We start from the raw sequence: 16,330 nt of genomic DNA, 5'->3' as shown, positions 1-16,330 counted from the left end.
TAAAATGATAGTTCTGCCTTTAATGAATGTGATAAAGTGGTTGGAAAATAAATTTCTAACCACTTTGTCGTTTTTAGTGTTTACAGGGGAAATAGCTTCAAATTTTTAAAGTTTTAAGTATAGACTGTTACGGGAACAGTAGACATTGTGACAATAAGAAAGAGAATGAAAGCACGACGAAAAGGATTAAAAAATAAAAAAGAGAATATTGGTAGAACTGTCCAAACCTTGCTATGATTGGCTTTTTTGAAAAATATGGTATAATAGTAGTAATTTAATAGATGGAGTTGAGTTTTGAAGAAAAACTTTCGTGTAAAAAGAGAGAAAGATTTTAAGGCGATTTTCAAGGAGGGGACAAGTTTTGCCAATCGCAAATTTGTTGTCTACCAACTAGAAAACCAGAAAAACCATTTTCGAGTAGGTCTATCAGTTAGCAAAAAGCTGGGGAATGCCGTCACTAGAAATCAAATCAAGCGACGAATTCGACATATTATCCAGAATGTAAAAGGGAGTCTGAAAGAAAATGTTGATTTTGTTGTCATTGCTCGAAAAGGGGTTGAAACCTTGGGATACGCAGAGATGGAGAAAAATCTACTCCACGTATTAAAGTTATCAAAGATTTACCAGGAAGGAAATGGGAGTGAAAAAGAAACTACAGTTGACTAGTTTGCTAGGACTGTCTCTATTGATCATGACAGCCTGTGCAACAAATGGGACAACTAGCGATATTACAGCCGATTCGGCTGATTTTTGGAGTAAATTTGTTTACTTCTTTGCGGAAATCATTCGCTTTTTATCGTTTGATATCAGTATCGGAGTGGGGATTATTCTCTTTACGGTCTTGATTCGTACACTGCTTTTGCCAGTCTTTCAGGTGCAAATAGTGGCTTCTAGAAAAATACAGGAAGCTCAACCACGCATTAAGGCGCTACGAGAACAATATCCAGGCAGAGATATGGAAAGCAGAACCAAGCTAGAGCAGGAAATGCGTAAAGTCTTTAAAGAAATGGGTGTCAGACAGTCAGATTCTCTTTGGCCGATTTTGATTCAGATGCCGGTTATCTTGGCTTTGTTCCAAGCTCTATCAAGAGTTGACTTTTTAAAGACAGGTCATTTCTTATGGATTAACCTTGGTGGTGTGGATACAACCCTTGTTCTTCCGATTTTAGCAGCAGTATTCACCTTTTTAAGTACTTGGCTGTCCAACAAAGCCTTGCCTGAGCGTAATGGAGCTACGACTGCGATGATGTACGGTATTCCGGTCTTGATTTTTATCTTTGCAGTTTATGCACCAGGTGGAGTCGCCCTATACTGGACAGTGTCCAATGCCTATCAAGTCTTGCAAACCTATTTCTTGAACAATCCATTCAAGATTATCGCAGAACGCGAGGCCGTAGTACAGGCACAGAAAGATTTGGAAAATAGAAAAAGAAAAGCCAAGAAAAAGGCTCAGAAAACGAAATAATAAGGAGGAATCTGGTAATGGTAGTATTTACAGGTTCAACTGTTGAAGAAGCAATCCAGAAAGGATTGAAAGAGTTAGATATTCCAAGAATGAAGGCTCACATCAAAGTCATTTCTCGTGAAAAAAATGGATTTCTTGGTTTATTTGGTAAAAAACCAGCTCAGGTTGACATTGAAGCTATTAGTGAAACAACTGTCATTAAAGCAAATCAACAAGCTGTAAAGGGTGTTCCTAAAGAAATTAATGAACAAAATGAACCAGTTAAAACAGTCAGTGAAGCAACTGTTGATTTGGGTCATGTTGTAGAAGCAATTAAAAAGATTGAAGAAGAAGGCCAAGGGGTTTCTGATGAAGTTAAGGCTGAAATCTTGAAAAATGATAAACATGCTAGCACCATCTTAGAGGAAACAGGGCATATTGATATTTTAAGTGAATTACAGCTTGAAGAAGCTGACCTAGGAGAAGAAATAGAAACTCCTATTGTTGATAGTCAAGCTGAAGAAACTGAAAGTCAAGAATTAGAAGATTTGGGCTTAAAGGTTGAACCGAGCTTTGATATTGAACAAGTAGCTATGGAAGTAATGACTTATGTTCAAACGATTATTGATGATATGGACGTTGAGGCGACGATTTCAAATGATTACAATCGTCGTAGTATCAATCTACAAATTGATACCAATGAGCCAGGTCGTATTATCGGTTACCATGGCAAAGTCTTGAAGGCTTTGCAACTATTGGCTCAAAATTATCTTTATAACCGCTATTCAAGAACCTTTTACATCACTATCAATGTCAATGATTATGTTGAACACCGTGCAGAAGTCTTGCAGACCTATGCTCAAAAATTGGCGACTCGTGTTTTAGAAGAAGGTCGCAGTCATCAGACAGATCCTATGTCAAATAGTGAACGCAAGATTATCCATCGTATTATTTCACGTATGGATGGTGTGACTAGTTACTCTGAAGGTGACGAGCCAAATCGCTATGTCGTTGTAGATACAGAATAAGTAAAATCAGGTTTCTCCTGATTTTTTGCTAGCTGGAGGAGATTAAATTAATGTTGAATAAGATAAGAGACTATCTAGACTTTGCTGGTTTGCAGTACCGTAATCCTGATAAAGCGGGAGCAGAGCGAGAGAAGATGCTGGCATTCCGCCACAAAGGTCAAGAGGCCAGAAAGGCTTTTACAGAACTGACCAATGCCTTTCAAGTAAGTCATCCAGAATGGCAACTCCAACAAACTAGTCAGTGGATGAATCAAGCGCAGCGTTTGCGACCACATTTTTGGGTTTATCTACAGAGAGACGGACAAGTGACAGAACCTATGATGGCCTTACGTTTATATGGAAGTCCTTCTGATTTTGGAGTCTCACTAGAAGTCAGTTTCATCGAGCGTAAGAAGGATGAGCAAACTTTGGAGAAACAAACCAAGGTATTAGAAGTTCCAGCGGTAGAAGGGATTTATTATCTAGTCTACTCTGATGGCCAAAGTCAACGGTGGGAGGCGAACGAAGAAAATCGTTGTACTTTACGCGAGAAGTTGAGAAGTCAGGAAGTTCGCAAAGTTTTAGTTAAGGCAGATGTTTCTTTTATAGAAAATCAATCATTAGAAGTGATTTTAGAAAAATTAGAAGAAGCTTATGAACGCTTGCTTCCCTATTATCAGGCGACCAGAGAGTAGAAAATAGGAGACTTATCTAGCGTCGAATTGTTTAATTGCTATTCTATGTATTTTTTCATATAATAGTAAGATAGAATGTGTGATTCAATAATCACCTCAAATAGAAAGGAAATTCTATGTCAAATCTATCTGTTAATGCAATTCGTTTCCTAGGTATTGACGCCATTAATAAAGCTAACTCAGGTCACCCAGGTGTGGTTATGGGAGCGGCTCCGATGGCTTACAGCCTCTTTACAAAACAACTTCGTATCAATCCAGCTCAACCAAACTGGATTAACCGCGACCGCTTTATTCTTTCAGCAGGTCATGGTTCAATGCTCCTTTATGCCCTTCTTCACCTTTCTGGTTTTGAAGATGTCAGCATGGATGAAATCAAGAGTTTCCGTCAATGGGGTTCAAAAACACCAGGTCACCCAGAATTTGGCCATACAGCAGGAATTGATGCTACAACAGGTCCTCTAGGTCAAGGGATTTCAACTGCCACTGGTTTTGCCCAGGCAGAACGCTTCTTGGCAGCCAAATATAACCGCGAAGGCTACAATATCTTTGACCACTATACTTACGTTATCTGTGGAGATGGAGACTTGATGGAAGGTGTCTCAAGTGAGGCAGCTTCATACGCAGGCTTGCAAAAACTAGACAAGTTGGTTGTCCTTTATGATTCAAATGACATCAACTTGGATGGTGAGACAAAGGATTCCTTTACTGAAAGTGTTCGTGACCGTTACAATGCCTACGGTTGGCATACTGCCTTGGTTGAAGATGGAACAGATTTAGAAGCAATCCATGCTGCTATCGAAACAGCTAAAGCTTCAGGCAAACCATCTTTGATTGAAGTGAAGACGGTTATTGGATATGGTTCTCCAAATAAACAAGGAACTAATGCTGTACACGGTGCTCCTCTTGGAGCAGATGAAACTGCAGCAACTCGTCAAGCCCTTGGTTGGGACTACGAACCATTTGAAATCCCAGAACAAGTATATGCTGATTTCAAAGAACATGTTGCAGATCGTGGTGCATCAGCTTATCAAACTTGGACAAAGCTAGTTGCTGATTATAAAGAAGCTCACCCAGAATTGGCTGCAGAAGTAGAAGCCATCATCGACGGACGTGATCCAGTTGAAGTGACTCCAGCAGACTTCCCAGCATTAGAAAATGGCTTCTCTCAAGCAACTCGTAACTCGAGTCAGGATGCCTTAAACGTTGTAGCGGCTAAGTTGCCAACCTTCTTAGGAGGTTCAGCTGACCTTGCTCACTCAAACATGACTTATATCAAAACTGACGGACTTCAAGACGATGCCAATCGCTTGAACCGTAACATTCAGTTTGGTGTTCGTGAATTTGCAATGGGAACGATCTTGAACGGGATGGCTCTTCACGGTGGACTTCGTGTATACGGTGGAACTTTCTTCGTATTCTCTGACTATGTGAAGGCAGCTGTCCGTTTGTCAGCTTTGCAAGGTCTTCCTGTGACTTATGTCTTTACCCACGATTCAATCGCAGTTGGGGAAGATGGTCCAACTCACGAACCAGTTGAGCACTTGGCAGGTCTTCGTGCCATGCCAAATCTAAATGTTTTCCGTCCAGCAGATGCGCGTGAAACGCAAGCAGCTTGGTACCTTGCAGTGACAAGCGAAAAAACGCCAACTGTCCTTGTCTTGACACGTCAAAACTTGACTGTTGAAGAAGGAACAGACTTTGAAAAGGTTGCAAAAGGTGCTTATGTTGTCTATGAAAATGCAGTCGACTTTGATACCATCTTGATTGCAACAGGTTCAGAGGTCAATCTAGCTGTCTCAGCTGCTAAAGAATTGTCTAGTCAAGGCGCAAAAATCCGCGTAGTCAGCATGCCATCAACAGATGTCTTTGATAAACAGGATGCAACATACAAGGAAGAGATTCTTCCAAATGCAGTTCGCCGTCGTGTCGCAGTTGAAATGGGTGCAACTCAAAACTGGTACAAATACGTTGGTCTTGATGGTGCTGTTCTTGGTATTGATACCTTTGGAGCTTCTGCCCCAGCATCAAAAGTATTGGCAGAATATGGCTTTACTGTAGAAAATCTAGTAAAAGTCGTTCAAAACTTGAAATAATCCTAAAAATCAGGGCGCAAGCTCTGATTTTTCTTACTAGAAAAGCAAGGTACAATCTTGTAAAAGTAGCTGAAATTTGATATAGTAGTCCTATGTAAAAGACAAAGGAGAAACTAATGAATCCAAATTATACATTTTTAATCATACTAGTCCTTATGATGGGCTTGATGTTCTTTACGCAACGTTCTCAAAAGAAACAAGCACAAAAACGTATGGAAAGTTTAAATAAACTGCAAAAAGGCTATGAAGTGATTACAATCGGTGGACTTTATGGAACAGTCGATGAAGTAGACACTGAGAAGAGAACAATTGTTCTTGATGTAGATGGAGTTTACTTGACTTTTGAACTAGCTGCTATCAAGACCGTATTGCCGCTGAAAGAAACAGCTTCATTAGAAGGCGCAATTGAAAAATAAGACGGGATCACTAACTCCCGTTTTTCTATAAAGAAAGGAAATGGGATGAAAAAACTAGTTTTTGTCTGTCTGGGAAATATTTGCCGTAGCCCTATGGCCGAGTTTGTTATGAAATCAATGACAGATAATTATGAAATCCAAAGTCGAGCGACTTCCTCTTGGGAACATGGTAATCCGATTCATAAGGGAACTCAAGGGATTTTTCAAGAGTATGAGATTCCTTATGAAAAAGGCAAGACATCGCTTCAGATTAGTAAGGAAGATTTTGAAGCCTTTGATTATATTATCGGAATGGACGCTTCAAATGTTTCTGACCTACGTCAGATGTGTCCAGCAGGCTTGCAACATAAGATTTACTCATTTGCATCTGAAAGTGTTCCAGATCCTTGGTATACAGGAGATTTTGAGGAAACCTATCAGCGTGTTCAAGAGGGCTGTCAAGCTTGGTTAGAACGTTTAGAAAAGGAGGGTGAAGGTGGAAAATCTTAAGAATTTTTACGAAAAGTATCGTGTCTATCTGACTCGTCCACGTTTAGAGCTTTTAGCAGTAGTTGTCATTGTTTTCTGTGCTGTACTCGTCTTTTTTCTAAATATTCCCGGAAAAGGTGTTCTAAAGCTTGATAATGGAACGATTGTTTACGACGGAAGTCTTGTCCGTGGTAAAATGAATGGTCAAGGTACCATTACCTTCCAAAATGGAGACCAATATACAGGTGGTTTCAACAATGGATCCTTCAATGGAAAAGGTACTTTTCAATCTAAAGAAGGATGGACCTACGAAGGTGATTTTGTAAATGGTCAGGCTGAAGGACAAGGAAAACTAACAACAGAACAAGAAGTCGTTTATGAAGGAACTTTTAAACAAGGCGTTTTTCAACAAAAATAAAGCCTCCTTATCAAAGGAGGTATTGTTAGAATGTTTAAGTAAGCGCTTACCTGCAAATCCCTTTCTTTCCAAGATTCTCTTCCAAATGAGTTTGTGAAATAAAAAATATTTGAAATAACTTTCACAAACTCGAAATAAAAAACTTGATAAGCAAAGGAAATGAGAAAGATTTCACAAACAATAAAAAATTCTTTGTGAAATACCTATGAAACTGTTTACAAAGTTAAAATAATGCGATATAATAAACTTGTGAAAAAATTAACAAAGGATTAAATCCTTGATAGCTATGGAGGAAAATATGGCTGATAAAAAAACTGTGACACCAGAGGAAAAGAAACTCGCTGCTGAAAAGCATGTCGATGGATTGGTGCAAAAAGCTCTAGTTGCTCTTGAAGAAATGCGTAAGTTGGATCAAGAGCAGGTTGACTACATCGTAGCTAAAGCGTCAGTAGCAGCTTTGGATGCCCACGGGGAATTGGCTTTGCATGCCTTTGAAGAAACAGGACGTGGTGTATTTGAAGATAAAGCGACTAAGAACTTGTTTGCTTGTGAGCACGTAGTAAACAACATGCGCCACACTAAGACAGTTGGCGTTATCGAAGAAGACGATGTAACAGGTTTGACTCTTATCGCTGAACCAGTTGGTGTTGTTTGTGGTATCACTCCAACAACAAACCCAACATCAACAGCAATCTTCAAATCATTGATTTCATTGAAGACACGTAATCCAATCGTCTTTGCCTTCCACCCATCAGCTCAAGAATCATCAGCTCATGCAGCACGTATCGTCCGCGATGCAGCTATCGCAGCTGGTGCTCCTGAAAACTGTGTGCAATGGATTACTGAACCATCTATGGAAGCAACTAGTGCTCTTATGAACCACGAAGGTATTGCAACAATCCTTGCAACAGGTGGTAATGCCATGGTTAAGGCGGCTTATTCATGTGGTAAACCAGCTCTTGGGGTAGGTGCCGGAAATGTTCCAGCTTATGTTGAAAAATCAGCAAACATCCGTCAAGCAGCACACGATATCGTCATGTCTAAATCATTTGATAACGGTATGGTCTGTGCATCTGAACAAGCAGTTATCATTGATAAAGAAATTTACGATGAATTTGTAGCAGAGTTCAAATCTTACCACACTTACTTTGTAAACAAAAAAGAAAAAGCTCTTCTTGAAGAATTCTGCTTCGGCGTGAAAGCAAACAGCAAAAACTGTGCTGGTGCGAAATTGAACGCTGACATCGTTGGTAAACCAGCAACTTGGATTGCAGAACAAGCAGGATTTACGGTTCCAGAAGGAACAAACATTCTTGCTGCTGAATGTAAAGAAGTTGGTGAAAACGAGCCATTGACTCGTGAAAAATTGTCACCAGTTATCGCAGTTTTGAAATCTGAAAGCCGTGAAGATGGTATTACTAAGGCTCGTCAAATGGTTGAATTTAATGGGCTTGGTCACTCAGCAGCTATCCATACAGCTGATGAAGAATTGACTAAAGAATTTGGTAAAGCTGTTAAAGCTATTCGTGTTATCTGTAACTCACCTTCTACTTTCGGTGGTATCGGGGACGTTTACAATGCCTTCTTGCCATCATTGACACTTGGATGTGGTTCTTACGGACGCAACTCAGTTGGGGATAACGTTAGTGCCATTAACCTCTTGAATATCAAAAAAGTCGGAAGACGGAGAAATAACATGCAATGGATGAAACTTCCTTCAAAAACATACTTTGAACGTGATTCAATTCAATACCTTCAAAAATGTCGTGACGTTGAACGTGTCATGATCGTTACTGACCATGCCATGGTAGAGCTTGGTTTCCTTGATCGTATCATCGAACAACTTGACCTTCGTCGCAATAAGGTTGTTTACCAAATCTTTGCTGATGTAGAACCAGATCCAGATATCACAACTGTAAACCGTGGTACTGAGATTATGCGTGCCTTCAAACCAGATACAATCATCGCTCTCGGTGGTGGATCACCAATGGATGCTGCAAAAGTAATGTGGCTCTTCTACGAGCAACCAGAAGTGGACTTCCGTGACCTTGTTCAAAAATTCATGGATATCCGTAAACGTGCCTTCAAATTCCCATTGCTTGGTAAGAAGACTAAATTCATCGCAATCCCAACTACATCTGGTACAGGATCTGAAGTAACACCATTTGCCGTTATCTCTGATAAAGCAAACAACCGTAAATACCCAATCGCTGACTACTCATTGACACCAACTGTGGCAATCGTAGACCCTGCCTTGGTATTGACAGTTCCTGGATTTGTTGCTGCGGATACTGGTATGGACGTATTGACCCACGCGACTGAAGCTTACGTATCACAAATGGCTAGCGACTACACTGACGGTCTTGCACTTCAAGCCATCAAACTTGTATTTGAAAACCTTGAAAGCTCAGTTAAGAACGCAGACTTCCATTCACGTGAGAAAATGCATAACGCTTCAACAATCGCTGGTATGGCCTTTGCCAATGCCTTCCTAGGTATTTCTCACTCAATGGCTCATAAGATTGGTGCGCAATTCCACACAATCCACGGTCGTACAAATGCAATCTTGCTTCCATACGTCATCCGCTACAACGGTACACGTCCAGCTAAGACAGCAACATGGCCTAAGTACAACTACTACCGTGCAGATGAAAAATACCAAGATATCGCACGCATGCTTGGACTTCCAGCTTCTACTCCAGAAGAAGGGGTGGAATCTTACGCAAAAGCTGTCTACGAACTTGGTGAGCGCGTAGGTATCCAAATGAACTTCAAAGCACAAGGAATCGATGAAAAAGAATGGAAAGAACATTCTCGTGAATTGGCCTTCCTTGCTTACGAAGACCAATGTTCACCAGCTAACCCACGCCTTCCAATGGTTGACCATATGCAAGAAATCATCGAAGATTCTTACTATGGTTACAAAGAAAGACCAGGACGTCGTAAATAATTGTTATCAGCCTAGAGGCAGGAGTTATCCTGTCTCTTTTTTGTAATTCTATTTGAAAAATGGTATAATAATCGCATATATTTGTTTGAAAATCAAATCTTTTATAATCATGTGAGGGGCAAGTGAACAAGATAAATGAGTTAGGGGATAAAGTGCGACTTTTAAGAGAGGAGAAAGGTCTTAGTCGTCCAGTTTTTTGTGGGGATGAGTCAGAGTTGTCCGTTCGTCAGTTGGTGCGCATTGAAAAGGGAGAGTTTCGTCCTACGATAAAAACACTAGAATATATTGCAGATAGATTAGAAATTCCATCCTACGTCTTGATGCCAGACTATAAGGAATTACCCAAGCGTTACCAAGAATTAAAGTACTTTCTTTTACATCACCCTGACTACGGAGACAAGGAGTTGCAGGAACAAAAGGAAGAATATTTCGATGAGATTTTTGAGAATTTTTATGATGATTTGCCACGTGATGAGAAGATGATAGTGGATTGTCTTCAAGCAATAGATGCAGTGAGAATGACTAGTAATTCCTTATATGGAAGCAGTGTGATTGAGGACAGTCTTCAAGACTTACTATCCAGAGATGTATATAGGGCTGAGGAATTGTTGAAATTGAGACTGTATTTTCTTTGTCAGTTAATGGATGGTTTAAACGAGGGTGAGATAAAAAAGTCTGAGCATGAAACTATTCTTTATTTTCATGACAAATTAAGTTCTCAGGTTGATAAGATAGAGTTCGATTGTTTGGACTTACTTAGAGACTCCTTGTTAGCTTCTTTAACTTGTATAGAGATTATGGGGTTGCTTCATTATTTTAAGAGGGCAGTCGAGACCTTAAATAAAATAGGGCAAAAAACACGAGATTTTCAAAAACAACCGATTGTCTTGATGGTGGAGTGGAAATATTATATTCAGACGGATTATGAAACAGCCAAACAAAAGTATGAAGAAGCAAAAATGATGGCGAGGATGTTTGGCAATGAGAAGTTAATCGTTAGTTTAGATAATGAATGGAGCGAAGACTTAGAAAGGTATTGTTAAATGCTTTATAGGAGTGACATTTCTGTTATAGGGAATGTCTCTTTTTGTACATTTTTTGATAAAATGTTATAATAAATGCATATATTTGTTTGAGTATCAAAATTTTTGGAATGTTCCTAGAGGTAAAGAGAAGTGAATGAATTAGGAGAGAAGGTACGAATCCTTAGAGAGGAGAAAGGTCTTAGTCGTCCAGTTTTTTGTGGGGATGAGTCAGAGTTGTCCGTTCGTCAGTTGGTGCGCATTGAAAAGGGAGAGTTTCGTCCTACGATAAAAACACTAGAATATATTGCAGATAGATTAGAAATTCCATCCTACGTCTTGATGCCAGACTATAAGGAATTACCCAAGCGTTACCAAGAATTAAAATACTTTCTTCTTCATCATCCTGACTATGGAGACAAGGAGTTGCAAGAACGAAAGGAAGAATATTTTGATGAGATTTTTGAGTGTTTTTATGATGACCTGCCCCGTGATGAGAAGATGATAGTGGATTGTCTTCAAGCAATAGATGAAGTAAGAGCGACGGATAATGAACAGTATGGAATAGCGCTTTTAGATGAATCTTTTGAGGAACTATGGAATCAAAGAGAATTTTCCTTTTCAGATCTTTTAAAAATTAGATTGTATTTTTTGTGTAGTTATTTAGAAAATATAAAAAAAGGACAGTTATCTAGTAGCGAACAGCAGAAACTTCAATTAATGTTTCAAAAAGTGTGTAATAACGTAGAAAAGAGCGGTACGGACGATTTATTTCTTGTTCGTGATGTGTTATTTGCAGGGCTAGGAAGTTGTGAATTATTGAATGACTTAGAGTTATTTAAGTTAGCTGTGGAAAAACTTAATTGGATTTCTGAAAAAACACGAGATTTCCAAAAGCAACCGATTGTCTTGATGGTGGAGTGGAAATATTATATTCATACCGATTATGATACAGCAAAACAAAAGTATGAAGAAGCAAAAATGATGGCGAGGATGTTTGGTAATGAGAAGTTAATCGTTAGTTTAGATAATGAATGGAGTAAGGATAATAAAATAGTCTGAGGAAAAACTTGACAGGAAAAAATGAAGTAAATGTTCTCACAATAAAAGGCATAATATCAATCATACAAAAACTTTGATATTATGTTTTTTATTATGGGAAGACGTTCTAAATGTTAGCTTTGAATTGAATTTTTGTCCAGCCTAACTTATATTATATTTTGAGAAATGTGATATTTTTGAATACTAGTTTAGATAGCTTTTTACTCTAATTTTACCAGTTTAAATAAAATAGTGACATTTCTGTCATTGGAGAATTTTTTATAAACTGATATAATCCAATGTGTAAGCAAGAAGTTTACTAATTTTTGCTTACTTGAAAAGTTATTGAATAATGTAATTTATCATTAACTTCATATATAAAAAAGGAGGTAGTTAAAGATGGTTCAGTTTTTTTCATTTTTAGGAACGTTGCTTTGGTGGAAGTAGACAATCGTTGCTATTTTTATGAAGGTGAGAAGGCATGCTAGAATTTGAAAGAATAAACAATGTTTTATTGACTGGTATGTCAGAAGTAGGAGATGTACTGCTCATTCGACAAACACTATCAAATCTTATTCAAGTAGAAATAAGAGTTAACGGCTATTTATTGGATTTGATTACAATAAAGTCTAAAAGATTAAAAATCTATCCCATAATTGGAATAGAAAAAAATGCACTTATTCTGGTTCAAGAAGTAAGTGTAGGACTTGATATGACGTTGGAGAGTAATAGAACATTTAGAGATTTTGATTTTTTTAGAAAATTAAAATAGGTTTGAAGAAGAAAAGGAGAAGAAAAAATGCTTAATAGTTATATTTCGTTTTTAGAAAATAAATATGCTACAACTGTAACAGTAAAATGGATTTGGGCTGTTGTTGTATTGATTTCAGTTATCGGTGCGATTGGATATGCTGTTTACTGTACATGGGTCGGAGGAACGTTTGTTGGTGGTATCAAAATTGGTATTCCTGATTTAGTCCATGTAACTTTTAACTGTAAAAGATAGATAGAAGTAGCTTTTAATTAACGAGGTTAGAAATGATTGAAATAAAGAACCTGAGTAAGAAGTATAAAAATCGGATAGTGCTGAATGACGTAACAATATCTTTCCCTGAAAAAGGAGTGACTGTTATTGTTGGGGTCAACGGAAGTGGTAAGACAACATTGATGGATTGTATAGTAGGGATGAAGTCAATGGATTCGGGAGAGATTTTTGTCGATAGTTTTTCTTATAGTAGCGATAACTATAAATCAAAGTTATTCTATATTCCTTCTGACTTTTATCTTCCTGAGTTTATGACAGGTATAGAGTACTTACATTTTATTTTATCAAGATATGTTCATTCTAATCGATTGTTAATACCTGATTTTATTGATTTATTTGGGTTAGAATCAGCACAAAATCAGTTAATTGAAAGTTACTCATTTGGTATGAAGAAAAAAATTCAGATTATTGCAGCTCTTTTATCAAATGCTGAATATATATTATGTGATGAGGTTTTTAGCGGGTTGGATTTTGAAACAGAGTTACTGCTGACGGAATTGTTAAAAGTTATATCAAAGAAGTCAAGTATTGTATTGGTGTCACATAATAAGTTAGTTGTTGAAAAATTTTCAGATAATATATATTTGATGAGAAATGGTAAATTATCTCTATTTTCAGGGACTGCTGAAGATTTAGTAAAGAAAATTTCATTAATGGAGAGTGTTTATGATAAAATCCAATGGATTAAAACAAGTTTTGTTTCTGGTTGAATTTTTTATTAATAGCGCACTAAAAGGAATATTAAATCGCCCTTTTTTCTCTTCGAAAATTAGAAAAACTATTTTCTTTGCTATATTTTTTTCTCTTTATTTTGCTTACTTTATGTATAATATGAGTGAGCTAAATCACATTTCATCAAATTTGTCAGCAGTTGATAATAGTTTGTTGCATAAGGGGCAGGCGATAACGTTTTTTAGTTATTTCAGTAATACAATTACATTAGCTATCGTCAGTTTTGTTTTTGTAGAGACTACTGTAAGTTTAGATAAATCGTCACTATTTTTTGTCAAAGCATTGCCTCATCAAAATATTGTGGTGTATAGAGCGTATGTGCTGTTTAAAATTATTGTAATGTTGACTATTTATGGATTGGTTTCAGTTATTGCTGTACCTACTATTAAACTAATCACAGATAGCTTTTTCGAGGGGATACTATTTTCCATAACACAATTTTTAACATTTTTGATTACAGTTATCCTACTTGAGTGCTGTACTCGAATATTTAAAATAACTTGGTTTGTAAGAAAAAGCTTAGTATCTGTTGTTCTCTCTATACATTATTTTATTTTACTGTTATCGACGCTATACTATTTTTTCCATTTTAGATATGAATTTGAAAGTACTTTAGCCAACAACGTTACTAATTTATCATCATATATCATAATATCATTTAGTGTAGCAATCTGTTTATTTTGTATGTTTAGTTTAATCATATATTCATATCCTACGAAAGAGAACATTTTTATATCTCGGAGATATATAAGAATGCCAGTTGTGGAAAAGACGATTTTTCGAAATAAGCAAAATATTGGGATTTTATTGCTATTTTTTACAATATGCACTATTGTCACGATTCAAAGCGGAATAAATATAGGAATAATCGTGGGAGGATCGTTGTTACCATTTGCTGGTATTTTACTACTGCATTTTGCGGATGTAACTGCTTTATTCCGCAAACAGTTTGATCTGATAAGAATTAGCTATAAGATGGATTGGTTCTATCAATTCTGTTTAATTATGTTATTGTCACTTCCAAGTGTCTTGATGTGGTTATTAAGTATTATTACGATTCATTCTCTGTTAAAAGGGATGAGCTTTTCAGTTGCGAGTTTATTACTAGGATATCTATTTCCTAAATCGTATGGTAGTCTGAATGAATTTACATCGGTTTTATTGTTAATGAGTTTATTTGTTGCATTTGGTGTGTTTTCAAATATGCTAGGAATGGAATTATTAGTATTGTTTTCACTAATAGTTCTCCATTTTATGATTGTTAGAAAGGTTAGAAATGAAAAATTATAGTAAATATTTTAGTGTTACAGTTGTTACTTATTTGTTTTTGTTGGTTATCGAGACCTTGGTAAAATTATTTTCTATTGGGGGAGAAAGTTCTCAAAGTGTGACGACCTTGCTTGGGATTTCAATTGATAATCATGTCACTGCTCATGAAATTTCTACTACATTTGGACTAACTCCTCAGATAGTTGTTACATTTGCTATATACTCTATCTTTGTCTCTGCTATAATTTATACATTTAAAAGAGGGACAAAATGATTTTGACATTAGGAGTATTATATATATTTTCTATTTTAGGTGGATTGATATTACACGAGTTACTCCATATTTTCATCGCGCATTTATTGAGATATAGTCCGAAACTAACTTTTTTGCCACCATTAAAATTTCAAGTATATTATGAAAATAGATATCAACCTTTGGATAATCTGCTTATATCGATTATTTCCCCGTTGTTTTTAGTCTTTATAGGATTTTTTATAGAATTAAATATATATACAATTATTTTAAAAATTACTTGTCTTTTAAATCTATTTAACTTGATACCAATTACAGGTGATGGAGAGGTTATTTTCTTATCTCTTATGCAGATGATAAAAAAGAAAAGAGGAAAAAGAATTGAAACTTAAATATTTACTGGTAGTGTTTTCGATAGTCGCACTGTTTGTAATTGGTTATTATTTTTCAAACTCAGTTACTCAAGCAAATACATATAACGATCGATTACCGGTATTTGTGCATGAAGATTCTGAACAAATTATACACAAGTTAGTTAGGAAAAAAGAAGGGATTTATTATTTTGGTTTCCCCACTTGTCCGTGGTGTGTAGAGTTATTGCCAGTTTTTAATGAAGTTTTATCAGAACATAAAAAGACAGCATTCGTTGTTAATGTAAGAGATAAAAACTATACAAATAGACAAAATGAGGTTCTAGAAAAATTTTATAAGCAGTACACAGGTGAGGATGGTTTATCCGTTCCTTTTGTAGTAGCTATTGATAAAAATGCAAATGTAAAAGTTCATGTGGGAACAGTAGATGATCATGATGCCAGCAAGAAGAGATTGACTTCTGTCCAAAAAGAAGAATTGATCAATGTTTTGAGTGATTTAATTAGATAACAATACCTTTTTATTTAGCCATCAAACCGAAACATATTACAGAGAAAATACAGTTTGGTTAAATAGTATCTTGGGAGCTTTTTGGTTGGGTATTACCAGCAGTGCCTATTCCTATCTTTTTATGGTATGTTCAGTATAGTATATTACAAATATCGATATTCTTATTAGGGATGGTGTTTGCCTATTTACTGTGCCAAAGTATACAATTTATAGAGGTATTGATTTTTAAACGATATGAGTTTAAAGATGCGAAAGAACTAGAAGCTTTTTCACTCCCTTTAAAAACTAGAGTGATAATGTATATAATTCGTTTTCTACCAATTCTAGTCTGTATTTTGGTTAACCAAATAAGAATATTCGGTTTTTTGACTCAGATTTTATTAAATATAGTTTATATTAGTATTGTTTATTTTAGTTTGTATCGCTACACGATATCACAAGTGATTAAAGGAGATAATAATGTCCATTTTATCCATTAAAAATATTTCAAAATTTTACGCCTTGGACGGTAAACATCAAGAGCAGGCTTTAAAGAATATTAACCTGCAGATTGCAAAAGGTAAAATTACAGCGATTTACGGTCCATCAGGCTGTG

At 36.4% G+C, this 16,330-nt stretch carries 18 protein-coding genes and 1 pseudogene; all 19 read left to right on the top strand.

What is annotated here, in order from left to right; genetic code table 11:
- The first annotated feature begins 294 nt into the window (after positions 1-294).
- Entirely contained in the window at positions 295-666 is a 372-nt protein-coding gene (rnpA, locus tag RWO85_RS04415) for a ribonuclease P protein component (protein WP_314414261.1), read from the top strand.
- The gene (locus tag RWO85_RS04410; protein ID WP_314414259.1) at positions 641-1,465 is read left to right on the top strand and encodes a membrane protein insertase YidC; all 825 of its coding nucleotides are present in this window, start codon (positions 641-643) and stop codon (positions 1,463-1,465) included. The genes rnpA and RWO85_RS04410 overlap by 26 nt, the downstream gene beginning before the upstream one ends.
- 17 nt (positions 1,466-1,482) lie before the next feature.
- Positions 1,483-2,472: an RNA-binding cell elongation regulator Jag/EloR gene (gene jag / locus RWO85_RS04405; protein WP_314414257.1), complete on the top strand. Its 990-nt coding sequence runs from the start codon at positions 1,483-1,485 to the stop codon at positions 2,470-2,472.
- A 50-nt stretch (positions 2,473-2,522) separates the two neighbouring features.
- Positions 2,523-3,146, top strand: coding sequence for an HI_0552 family protein (locus tag RWO85_RS04400; RefSeq protein ID WP_314414255.1), 624 nt, complete (start codon positions 2,523-2,525; stop codon positions 3,144-3,146).
- A 116-nt stretch (positions 3,147-3,262) separates the two neighbouring features.
- On the top strand, positions 3,263-5,239 hold the full coding sequence (gene tkt / locus RWO85_RS04395; protein WP_314414254.1) for a transketolase: 1,977 nt from the start codon (positions 3,263-3,265) through the stop codon (positions 5,237-5,239).
- 116 nt (positions 5,240-5,355) lie between these two features.
- Positions 5,356-5,655: a preprotein translocase subunit YajC gene (gene yajC, locus RWO85_RS04390; protein WP_042900241.1), complete on the top strand. Its 300-nt coding sequence runs from the start codon at positions 5,356-5,358 to the stop codon at positions 5,653-5,655.
- Positions 5,656-5,700: 45 nt separating this feature from the next.
- Positions 5,701-6,144 (top strand): low molecular weight protein-tyrosine-phosphatase, encoded by a 444-nt coding sequence (locus RWO85_RS04385; protein WP_314414252.1) that lies wholly within the window; start codon positions 5,701-5,703, stop codon positions 6,142-6,144.
- Positions 6,131-6,541, top strand: coding sequence for an MORN repeat-containing protein (locus RWO85_RS04380; protein ID WP_314414250.1), 411 nt, complete (start codon positions 6,131-6,133; stop codon positions 6,539-6,541). Before RWO85_RS04385 ends, RWO85_RS04380 begins: the two co-directional genes overlap by 14 nt.
- 298 nt (positions 6,542-6,839) lie before the next feature.
- Entirely contained in the window at positions 6,840-9,491 is a 2,652-nt protein-coding gene (gene adhE, locus RWO85_RS04375) for a bifunctional acetaldehyde-CoA/alcohol dehydrogenase (protein WP_000763955.1), read from the top strand.
- A gap of 122 nt (positions 9,492-9,613) precedes the next feature.
- Entirely contained in the window at positions 9,614-10,534 is a 921-nt protein-coding gene (locus RWO85_RS04370) for an XRE family transcriptional regulator (RefSeq protein WP_314414248.1), read from the top strand.
- Positions 10,535-10,666: 132 nt separating this feature from the next.
- The gene (locus RWO85_RS04365) at positions 10,667-11,575 is read left to right on the top strand and encodes an XRE family transcriptional regulator (RefSeq protein ID WP_314414247.1); all 909 of its coding nucleotides are present in this window, start codon (positions 10,667-10,669) and stop codon (positions 11,573-11,575) included.
- Positions 11,576-12,035: 460 nt separating this feature from the next.
- Positions 12,036-12,326: a hypothetical protein gene (locus RWO85_RS04360; RefSeq protein WP_313970486.1), complete on the top strand. Its 291-nt coding sequence runs from the start codon at positions 12,036-12,038 to the stop codon at positions 12,324-12,326.
- 27 nt (positions 12,327-12,353) lie between these two features.
- Complete coding sequence (locus RWO85_RS04355) at positions 12,354-12,560, top strand: hypothetical protein (RefSeq protein WP_050246678.1); 207 nt, start codon at positions 12,354-12,356, stop codon at positions 12,558-12,560.
- Positions 12,561-12,592: 32 nt separating this feature from the next.
- Positions 12,593-13,309: an ATP-binding cassette domain-containing protein gene (locus RWO85_RS04350; RefSeq protein ID WP_050235539.1), complete on the top strand. Its 717-nt coding sequence runs from the start codon at positions 12,593-12,595 to the stop codon at positions 13,307-13,309.
- On the top strand, positions 13,266-14,621 hold the full coding sequence (locus RWO85_RS04345; protein WP_314414245.1) for a hypothetical protein: 1,356 nt from the start codon (positions 13,266-13,268) through the stop codon (positions 14,619-14,621). Before RWO85_RS04350 ends, RWO85_RS04345 begins: the two co-directional genes overlap by 44 nt.
- On the top strand, positions 14,608-14,874 hold the full coding sequence (locus tag RWO85_RS04340) for a hypothetical protein (protein ID WP_050235541.1): 267 nt from the start codon (positions 14,608-14,610) through the stop codon (positions 14,872-14,874). The genes RWO85_RS04345 and RWO85_RS04340 overlap by 14 nt, the downstream gene beginning before the upstream one ends.
- Entirely contained in the window at positions 14,871-15,245 is a 375-nt protein-coding gene (locus RWO85_RS04335) for a metalloprotease family protein (RefSeq protein WP_050235542.1), read from the top strand. Before RWO85_RS04340 ends, RWO85_RS04335 begins: the two co-directional genes overlap by 4 nt.
- A complete protein-coding gene (locus RWO85_RS04330; RefSeq protein WP_314414243.1) occupies positions 15,235-15,735 on the top strand; it encodes a transporter in 501 nt (166 codons plus the stop codon). Before RWO85_RS04335 ends, RWO85_RS04330 begins: the two co-directional genes overlap by 11 nt.
- Positions 15,736-16,194: 459 nt before the next feature.
- Positions 16,195-16,330, top strand: a pseudogene (locus tag RWO85_RS04325) (ABC transporter ATP-binding protein); the annotation flags it as partial.

Source organism: uncultured Streptococcus sp., assembly GCF_963521865.1.
Lineage (GTDB): Bacteria > Bacillota > Bacilli > Lactobacillales > Streptococcaceae > Streptococcus.
This window is presented reverse-complemented; position numbering and strand designations above follow the sequence as displayed.

Bases quoted from the DNA above. Each gene is read 5' to 3' on its own strand.
- RWO85_RS04345 (WP_314414245.1), top strand. From the start codon at position 13,266: ATGATAAAATCCAATGGATTAAAACAAGTTTTGTTTCTGGTTGAATTT.
- RWO85_RS04340 (WP_050235541.1), top strand. From the start codon at position 14,608: ATGAAAAATTATAGTAAATATTTTAGTGTTACAGTTGTTACTTATTTG.
- RWO85_RS04335 (WP_050235542.1), top strand. From the start codon at position 14,871: ATGATTTTGACATTAGGAGTATTATATATATTTTCTATTTTAGGTGGA.
- RWO85_RS04360 (WP_313970486.1), top strand. From the start codon at position 12,036: ATGCTAGAATTTGAAAGAATAAACAATGTTTTATTGACTGGTATGTCA.
- RWO85_RS04350 (WP_050235539.1), top strand. From the start codon at position 12,593: ATGATTGAAATAAAGAACCTGAGTAAGAAGTATAAAAATCGGATAGTG.
- RWO85_RS04355 (WP_050246678.1), top strand. From the start codon at position 12,354: ATGCTTAATAGTTATATTTCGTTTTTAGAAAATAAATATGCTACAACT.
- adhE (WP_000763955.1), top strand. From the start codon at position 6,840: ATGGCTGATAAAAAAACTGTGACACCAGAGGAAAAGAAACTCGCTGCT.
- jag (WP_314414257.1), top strand. From the start codon at position 1,483: ATGGTAGTATTTACAGGTTCAACTGTTGAAGAAGCAATCCAGAAAGGA.
- RWO85_RS04400 (WP_314414255.1), top strand. From the start codon at position 2,523: ATGTTGAATAAGATAAGAGACTATCTAGACTTTGCTGGTTTGCAGTAC.
- yajC (WP_042900241.1), top strand. From the start codon at position 5,356: ATGAATCCAAATTATACATTTTTAATCATACTAGTCCTTATGATGGGC.
- RWO85_RS04385 (WP_314414252.1), top strand. From the start codon at position 5,701: ATGAAAAAACTAGTTTTTGTCTGTCTGGGAAATATTTGCCGTAGCCCT.
- tkt (WP_314414254.1), top strand. From the start codon at position 3,263: ATGTCAAATCTATCTGTTAATGCAATTCGTTTCCTAGGTATTGACGCC.